This is a genomic window from Pseudomonas sp. NBRC 111143, assembly GCF_001320965.1.
Taxonomy (GTDB): domain Bacteria; phylum Pseudomonadota; class Gammaproteobacteria; order Pseudomonadales; family Pseudomonadaceae; genus Aquipseudomonas; species Aquipseudomonas machongensis.
This window is the reverse complement of record NZ_BCBT01000013.1, coordinates 111,024-119,374: the sequence shown is the minus strand read 5'-3', so window position 1 is coordinate 119,374 and position 8,351 is coordinate 111,024. Positions and strand designations below refer to the sequence as shown.

Annotated in this window: 6 protein-coding genes; 4 read left to right on the top strand and 2 right to left on the bottom strand. The window is 63.7% G+C overall.

Going from position 1 to position 8,351, the window contains the following annotated elements:
- Nucleotides 1-39 precede the first annotated feature (39 nt).
- Entirely contained in the window at nt 40-2,433 is a 2,394-nt protein-coding gene (locus tag APH44_RS10200) for a TonB-dependent receptor (protein ID WP_054892573.1), read from the bottom strand.
- Between the two features lie 204 nt (nt 2,434-2,637).
- Nucleotides 2,638-4,221 carry a peptide chain release factor 3 gene (locus APH44_RS10195; protein ID WP_054892572.1) on the bottom strand — a complete coding sequence of 528 codons (1,584 nt, stop codon included), beginning with the start codon at nt 4,219-4,221 and terminating at the stop codon, nt 2,638-2,640.
- 510 nt (nt 4,222-4,731) lie between these two features.
- Between APH44_RS10195 and APH44_RS10190 the strand changes: the two genes are divergently transcribed.
- The 4 genes from APH44_RS10190 to APH44_RS10175 are packed head-to-tail and all read left to right on the top strand — an operon-like array spanning nt 4,732 to nt 8,174.
- Nucleotides 4,732-5,445 carry an ABC transporter permease gene (locus APH44_RS10190; protein ID WP_054892571.1) on the top strand — a complete coding sequence of 238 codons (714 nt, stop codon included), beginning with the start codon at nt 4,732-4,734 and terminating at the stop codon, nt 5,443-5,445.
- A gap of 13 nt (nt 5,446-5,458) precedes the next feature.
- On the top strand, nt 5,459-6,370 hold the full coding sequence (locus APH44_RS10185) for a glycine betaine ABC transporter substrate-binding protein (protein WP_054892570.1): 912 nt from the start codon (nt 5,459-5,461) through the stop codon (nt 6,368-6,370).
- Nucleotides 6,367-7,020: an ABC transporter permease gene (locus APH44_RS10180; RefSeq protein ID WP_054892569.1), complete on the top strand. Its 654-nt coding sequence runs from the start codon at nt 6,367-6,369 to the stop codon at nt 7,018-7,020. Before APH44_RS10185 ends, APH44_RS10180 begins: the two co-directional genes overlap by 4 nt.
- Complete coding sequence (locus APH44_RS10175) at nt 7,017-8,174, top strand: betaine/proline/choline family ABC transporter ATP-binding protein (RefSeq protein WP_054892568.1); 1,158 nt, start codon at nt 7,017-7,019, stop codon at nt 8,172-8,174. Before APH44_RS10180 ends, APH44_RS10175 begins: the two co-directional genes overlap by 4 nt.
- Nucleotides 8,175-8,351 lie beyond the last annotated feature (177 nt).

Genomic DNA, 8,351 nt, shown 5'->3' with positions numbered 1-8,351 from the left:
CCCTAGTTCGCCATTGAAGTAGAGTGCTGCTGACCTGCCTCAGAACTCCAACGTACTCGATACACTCACCTGCCGTGCGTCGCCAATAGCCACGAAGTACCGGTTCACCGCCGAGCTGTAGTACACCTTGTCGAACAGGTTCTTCACGTTCAACTGCAAACGCACCTTGTGCGCATCCAGCTTGGTCTCGTAGCTGGCGAAGGCGTCGGCCACGGTGTAGGCCGGCAGGTCGAAGTCGTTGGTCGGGTTACCTGCCCGCTCACCGACATAGCGCGCACCCGCTCCCACGCGTAGACGATCACCACCGAACAGGCTGCCGTAGTCGTACACCGCCGACAGCGAGCCGGTATGGCGCGCCACGTTCTGCAGGCGATTACCCTTGAGGGCCGGGTCCTTGGTCACTTCGGCGTCGGTGAAGGCATAGCTGCCGATCAGGCTCCAGCGTTCGCTGAGCTGGCCGCTCAGGTCCAGTTCGACGCCACGCGAGCTGACTTCGCCGGCATTGCTGTACAGGGTTTCGCCGGTGCGGGTGTCGAAGTTGGCCACCAGGACATTGCGCTTGGTGATGTCGAACAGCGCCAGGGTGCCGGTGATCTGCCCGGGAATGTCGAGCTTGGCCCCCAGTTCCCAGGCCTTGCCCTCCTCCGGGGCGATGGAGGAATCGAGCACCAGCCCGCCGCTCAGCGGGGCGATGCTGGAGTTGGGCTTGAACGACTCACTGTAGCTGCCATAGAACGACAGTTGCTCGTCGACCTTGTAGACCAGCCCGGCATGCGGAGTCCAGGCGCGGTCGCTGGTGTCGGTGTTGGTGGTGAAGGGTCGGCCGCGACCGGCGAGCTGGTCGTACTGTTGCAGGCGCACACCGGCCACGGCGATCCAGTGCTCGTCCAGGTGCACGGCGTCCTGGAAGAACAGCGAGTCGGTGCGCAGCTTGTCGGTCTGGTCGCTGTCGCTGGCACGCACGGTGCTGCCTTCAGGCTCCTGGCCATAGACCGGGTTGAGGTAGCTGAAGGTCGAGCGGCTGGCCTGGCGGATCAGGTCGGCGCGGTAGACCTTGCGGTCTTCATGGTCGAAGCCCAGCAGCAGGTCATGTTGCATCCCGCCCAGTTGCACATTGCCGTTCAGGCTCAGGGTAGCGAACTGGTCGCGGCTCATGGCGCCGTGGGTGCCGTCGATGCTGCGGGTCAGGGTGCCACGGGCGTCGTTGACGCCTGTCACCCGCACCTGGCTGGCGTCGTAGGTTTCACGGTTGAAGCTGTAGCCGAAATGCAGTTTCCAGTCGTCCGCCAACTGGTGATCGACTTCAAGGCGATACAGGTCCGAGCGGCCTTCCATGTCGTTGAACGGCTCGTCCAGGCGGCGAGTGGCCGGGATATCCAGCGGGTGATTGGTGCGGTTGCTGATCGCCGTGCCACGGTCGAACGGATACAGGAACTCGCGGTGCTCATAGGCCAGCAGCACCTGGGTGTCCTCGCCAAACCAGGCCAGCGACGGCGCCACCAGCGACTCGCGGTGCACGCCGTAGTTGCGCCAGTAGTCTTCATCTTCATGATCGACGATCAAGCGATAGGCCAGGTTGCTGTCGCCCAGTGCACCGGTGCTGTCGAAACTGCCACCGCTGCCATTCTTGCCGCTGCCATAGGTCGAGCCGCGCAGGGTCAGGGCGTTGTATTGCTCGAGCTGCGGGCGCTTGCTGACCACGTTGATGACCCCACCCGGATCCTGGATACCGTACAGCAGCGACGCTGGCCCCTTGAGTACTTCAACGCGTTCGGTGGTGGCGTTGAGGCTGCGCCCCTGCACGATCGGCATGCCGTCGCGCATGATCGAGCCGTCGCGGTTGTCGCCAAAGCCGCGTTTCATCACCGTGTCGGAGGTGCCGCCAAAGTTGTTGCCCTGGGTGATACCGCTGACGTTGGCCAAGGCATCATCGAGGTTGCGCGGCGCCTGGTCGCGCAGCACCTGTGCGGGAACCACGTTGATGGCGTGGGGCGTTTCCAGGTTCGTCCCCTGGCCGCGCATGATCGAGGGGCTGGCCGGTGGCTGGTAGCTGAAGCTGTCCATCTGCGAGGTCACGGTGGTGGCTTGCAGGTTCAAGGCGCCTGACGTGTCGAGAGGTTCCAGGGTCAGGGTGCGCGCATCGACGCGGCGCCAGGCCAGCCCGGATTGGCCAAGCAGTTGCTGCAAGGCCTGCTCGGCGCTGAACGAGCCGTTGAGCGCAGGCGCCTGCTGGCTGGGGAGCTCGAAGGTGTACACCACGCTTTGCCCGGTAGTGCGGCTGAAGGCGTTGAGGGCCTGGGCCAGTGGTTGGCCGGGCTGGGCGAAGGTATACACCTGAACCTGCTCGGCGGCGCGAGCCAGGGGTGTCAGCGCCACTGCGGACAGGGTGCAGAGACCGAACCAGAGAGGGACGCAACGCGGGGTGAACTTCATGGACGCTGACCTGTGAGAGAACGGATTTATTGCGAATGAATCGCACTTTCACTCACTACACGGATGCCGCGCCGGGTTACCTCACCCCCCCGTGAAAAAAATTGCGCACACCACCCCCGATAACGGCAAAAGGCCGCTTCCGGGTATCACGCGCCCATCGGCGCATTACCCGGAAGCGGCCTTGTGCCGCAATCTTGCAGGGGATCAGTGGTGTTCGCGGGTCGCGCGGAACTGCACGTCAGGCCAGCGCTCTTCCATCAACGACAGGTTGACCCGGGTCGGTGCCAGGTAGGTCAGGTGGCCACCGCCATCGATGGCGAGGTTCTCCATGGCCTTGTTCTGGAATTCCTCGAGTTTCTTCTTGTCGTCGCAGGCAATCCAGCGTGCCGACCAGACGGTGATCGGCTCGTAGGCACACTCGACCTTGTACTCTTCCTTCAGGCGGCTGGCGACCACATCGAACTGCAGAACACCGACCGCACCGAGGATGATGTCGTTGCTGCGCTCGGGGAAGAACACCTGGGTCGCGCCCTCCTCGGCCAACTGCTGCAGGCCCTGGCGCAGCTGCTTGGATTTCAGCGGGTCTTTCAGGCGCACACGGCGGAACAGTTCCGGGGCGAAGTGCGGGATACCGGTGAAGCCCAGCGCTTCGCCTTCGCTGAAGGTGTCGCCGATCTGGATCGTGCCGTGGTTGTGCAGGCCGATGATGTCGCCGGCATATGCCTCTTCGAGCTGTTCACGCTCGGAAGAGAAGAAGGTCAGCGCATCGCCGATGCGCAGGTCCTTGCCCAGGCGCACATGGCGCATCTTCATGCCCTTCTCGTACTTGCCCGAGCAGATACGCATGAAGGCGATACGGTCGCGGTGCTTGGGGTCCATGTTCGCCTGGATCTTGAACACGAAACCGGTGAACTTCTCTTCCACCGGCTCCACGGTGCGCTCGTGCGCCACGCGTGCCAGCGGACGCGGTGCCCAGTCGACGACCGCATCGAGCACATGGTCGACACCGAAGTTGCCCAGGGCGGTCCCGAAGAACACAGGCGTGAGCTGGCCGTTGATGAACTCGTCCTGGTTGAACTCGTGGCAGGCGCCCTGCACCAGCTCCAGTTGCTCGACGAAGCCATCGTACTGGTCGCCCAGATGGGCGCGGGCCTCATCGGAATCCAGCTTCTGGATGATCTTGGCTTCGGTGCGCTCGTGGCCGTGACCCGGGGTGTAGACGATGATGTAGTCACCGGTGAGGTGGTACACGCCCTTGAAGTCGCGGTAGCAACCGATCGGCCAGGTGATCGGCGCGGCCTTGATCTTCAGTACCGCTTCGATTTCATCGAGCAGTTCGATCGGGTCGCGGATGTCACGGTCGAGTTTGTTGATGAAGCTGACGATGGGCGTGTCGCGCAGGCGGCACACGTCCATCAGGGCGATGGTACGCGGCTCTACACCCTTACCGCCGTCCAGCACCATCAGCGCCGAGTCCACGGCGGTCAGGGTACGGTAGGTATCTTCGGAGAAGTCTTCGTGGCCGGGGGTGTCGAGCAGGTTGATCATGTGCTCGCGGTACGGGAACTGCATCACCGAGGTGGTGATGGAGATGCCACGCTGCTTCTCCATTTCCATCCAGTCGGAGGTGGCATGGCGGTCGGACTTGCGCGACTTCACGGTCCCCGCGACGGAGATTGCCTTGCCCATCAGCAGGAGCTTCTCGGTGATGGTGGTCTTACCGGCGTCGGGGTGGGAAATGATTGCGAAAGTGCGGCGCTTCGCGACTTCGGCGGCCTGGTTGGTCATGGGAAATCGCCTGACTGGGGATCGAAAAATGGGGCGATATCATACCTGAACTCGGGCTTGGACCAAAGCCGGCTGCACGAGTGATTGCAGAACCGGCCTCTTCGCGGGGCACGCCCGCGCCTACGGGTTGGCGATGCCCTGCGAAGAAGCCTGCCCAGTCACTCTAAATTCATGGCATCGCCCAAAAGCCCTCCACCTTAGTGTTTTCAACGCCTGCAGCGCGACAAATCGCATTTTTCACGCGCCTTTATCCTGCTTAGCCAGTGATTAACACTGGCCAAATGCCGCCTCAGATGGGAACCTTTACGCCCTCGGAGACGTCCACTCCCCTGCAACCCGTTTCGGTTCAGGGCTGGTTTCACCAGCATTCACGAGCCTGACGGGGCTCGACTCATGGCATGAACGCACTGCCTCGCAGGCGTCATGCTGCTACTCGCGAACACACCACCCGCCTCCCGCACGGGCCGGCTACGAAGAAGTGTGTCCGCCGACGACATAAGGAGTCCACCTGTGGCGAAACGCTACGGAAAAGGGCTGATGGGATGGGCCTGCGTGCTCGTCATCCTGGCCCTGCTGATCCACTGGATCGGCACTGACACGATCGCGCGTTACCGCGACGATCTTGGGTTCTACCTGCAAGCGCACCTGGTACTGGTGTTGGCTTCGATGGCGGCGGCGCTGGCCGTGGGCATCCCCGCCGGCATTGCGCTCAGTCGACCGCACCGGGTCGACAAAGCCGAGCGCTTCATGCAGTTCTTCAACGTTGGCAACACCATTCCCCCCCTGGCCGTTCTGGCCATTGCCCTGAGCATTCTGGGCATCGGCGCAGGCCCTGCGATCTTCGCGCTGTTCCTCGCCTCCCTGCTGCCCATCGTGCGCAACACCTACGAGGGCCTGAAAAACGTCCCCGCCTCGCTCAAGGAAGCCGCCACCGGCATCGGCATGACCCCGCGCCAGCAACTCTGGCAGGTCGAGCTGCCCAACGCCGTGCCGATCATCGTCGGCGGCGTGCGCGTGGCCCTGGCGTTGAATGTGGGCACCGCACCACTGGCGTTTCTGATCGGCGCCAACAGCCTTGGCAGCCTGATCTTCCCCGGCATCGCCCTGAACAACCAGCCACAGCTGCTGCTGGGCGCCGCCTGCACGGCGCTCCTGGCCCTGGTACTGGATGCCCTGGTGAGCTTCTCCAGCAAGCGCTGGCTGGAACGCGGCCTGGCCGGATAACAAGAGGGAACCCATGAAAAAGACAATCGCCTTGCTGCTGGGCGCGGCACTGCTATGCGCAGGTTTTGCCCAAGCTGCAGAAAAACCCCTGGTGCGCATCGGCGCGCGGGTGTTCACCGAGCAGACCGTGCTCGCCGAAATCACTGCCCAGTACCTGCGTGCCAACGGCTTCCAGGTCCGAGTCACCGGCGGGTTGGGCAGCAGCCTGGCGCGCCAGGCCCACGAAACCGGGCAGCTCGACCTGATGTGGGAGTACACCGGGGTATCGCTGGTTTCGTACAACCACATCGAGGAACGCATGCCCAGCGCCGAAGCGACCTACAACAAGGTCAAGGCCCTGGATGCGAAGAAGGACCTGATCTGGCTGACCCCCTCCAAGTTCAGCAACACCTATGCCCTGGCCCTGCCACGCAAGGTCGCCGAAGCCTACCCGCAGGTCACCACCATCAGCCAGCTGAACCAGGTGCTGCAGGACGAACAGGCGCGCAAGCACCTGGTGGCGCTGGACACCGAGTTCGCCAATCGCCCCGACGGTCTCGATGGCCTGCAGGCGATGTACGGCATGCAACTGGGGCGCGCCAACATCCGCCAGATGGATGCGGGCCTGGTCTACACCGCCCTGCGCAACAACCAAGTGTTCGCCGGCCTGGTCTACACCACCGACGGTCGCCTCAGCGCCTTCGACCTCAAGCTGCTGGACGACGACAAGCACTACTTCCCCGACTACACCGCCGCGCCGGTGGTACGCAAGGCCGTGCTCGACGCCCATCCGCAACTGGCCGACCTGCTCAAGCCGCTGGCCGAGACGCTCGACGACGAGACCATGCGCCAGCTCAACGCCAAGGTCGATGTCGAGCACCAGAGCCCGTCCAGCGTGGCGGCCGCTTTCCTGCGTGAACATGCCTTCAGCGAGGTCGCGCGATGAACCTGATCGATACTTTCGCCCATCTCGACTGGGCCCTGGTCCTGCAACTGACCGGGCAACACATCATGCTGGTTGGCATCGCCGTCAGCCTGGCCATCGTCATCGGCGTGCCGCTGGGCATCCTGATGACCCGCTTCCCGGTACTGGCCGGCCCGCTGCAAGCCAGCGCCACGGTACTGCTGACCATCCCGTCGATTGCCCTGTTCGGCCTGCTGCTGCCGTTCTACAGCAAGTTCGGCCAGGGCCTCGGCCCGCTGCCGGCGATCACGGCGGTGTTCCTTTATTCGCTGCTGCCGATCCTGCGCAACACCTACCTGGCCCTGACCAACGTCGAGCCTGGCATCCGCGAAGCGGCACGCGGCATCGGCATGACCTTCGGCCAGCGCCTGCGCATGGTCGAGCTGCCCATCGCCGTACCTGTGATCCTCGCCGGCGTGCGCACCGCCGTGGTGATGAACATCGGCGTGATGACCATCGCCGCGACCATCGGTGCCGGCGGCCTGGGTGTGCTCATTCTTACCTCCATCAGCCGCAGCGACATGTCGATGCTGCTGGTCGGCGCCGTGCTGGTCAGCCTGCTGGCGATCATCGCCGACCTGCTCCTGCAAACCCTGCAACGTGCCCTGACTCCAGAAGGACTGCGCTCATGATCGAACTCAAGAACCTCAGCAAGACCTTCAACGTCAACGGCAAGGACGTCAAAGCCGTCGACTCGGTCAGCCTCACCGTCAACGAAGGCGAAATCTGCGTGTTCCTCGGCCCTTCCGGCTGCGGCAAGAGCACCACGCTGAAGATGATCAACCGCCTGATCACCCCGACCTCCGGCCAGGTGTTCATCAATGGCGAGGACACCACCGGCCTTGACGAAGTGACCCTGCGCCGACACATCGGCTACGTGATCCAGCAGATCGGTCTGTTCCCCAACATGACCATCGAGGAAAACATCACCGTAGTGCCGCGCCTGCTCGGCTGGGACAAGCAGCGCTGCCATGACCGCGCCCGCGAGCTGATGAGCATGATCAAGCTCGAGCCCAAGCAATACCTGCAGCGCTACCCTCGCGAACTGTCGGGTGGCCAGCAGCAGCGCATCGGCGTGATCCGCGCGCTGGCGGCCGAGGCCCCGGTGCTGCTGATGGACGAGCCGTTCGGTGCGGTCGACCCGATCAACCGCGAGATGATCCAGAACGAGTTCTTCGAGATGCAGCGGGCGCTGAACAAGACCGTGATCATGGTCAGCCACGACATCGACGAGGCCATCAAGCTGGGCGACAAGATCGCCATCTTCCGCGCAGGCAAGCTGCTGCAACTGGACCACCCGGACACGCTGCTGGCGCATCCGGTGGACGACTTCGTCAGCAACTTCGTCGGCCAGGACAGCACCCTCAAGCGCCTGCTGCTGGTGCGCGCAGAAGATGCCGCGGACAACGCGCCGTCGGTCAGCCCCGAGACCCCGGTGAGCGAGGCACTGGAGTTGCTCGACGAGCACGACCGCCGCTACGTGGTGGTCACCGATGCGGCGAACAAGGCGATGGGGTATGTGCGTCGGCGCGACATGCACCGTCAGCAAGGCACCTGTGGGGACTTCCTGCGATCGTTCAATGCCACCGCATCCCATGACGAGCACCTGCGCATCCTGTTGTCGCGCATGTACGAGTTCAATCGGGCCTGGTTGCCGGTGCTGGATGCCGAGCAGGTGTTTCTCGGCGAGGTGACCCAGGAGTCCATTGCGGCCTACCTGAGTTCCGGGCGCTCGCGCGGGGCCAAGACCAGCATTGTGTCGCCTGCCGAGACGGTGGCCCTTTAAATTGCTGGGGGCGCTTTGCGCCCCGGCAATGTCGAATCCTGGATAGGTAGTGCTTGTACGGGCCTATTCGCGGGCAAGTCGGATCGCCGCACCGCCGCTCCCACAGGGTACAGCGCCAGCCTCAGGGATTGCGCTGGACCCTGTGGGAGCGGCGGTGCGGCGATCCGACTTGCCCGC

Excerpts from the sequence above, each read along its gene's own strand:
- APH44_RS10200 (WP_054892573.1), bottom strand. The coding sequence starts at position 2,433 with ATGAAGTTCACCCCGCGTTGCGTCCCTCTCTGGTTCGGTCTCTGCACC.
- APH44_RS10195 (WP_054892572.1), bottom strand. The coding sequence starts at position 4,221 with ATGACCAACCAGGCCGCCGAAGTCGCGAAGCGCCGCACTTTCGCAATC.
- APH44_RS10185 (WP_054892570.1), top strand. The coding sequence starts at position 5,459 with ATGAAAAAGACAATCGCCTTGCTGCTGGGCGCGGCACTGCTATGCGCA.
- APH44_RS10180 (WP_054892569.1), top strand. The coding sequence starts at position 6,367 with ATGAACCTGATCGATACTTTCGCCCATCTCGACTGGGCCCTGGTCCTG.
- APH44_RS10175 (WP_054892568.1), top strand. The coding sequence starts at position 7,017 with ATGATCGAACTCAAGAACCTCAGCAAGACCTTCAACGTCAACGGCAAG.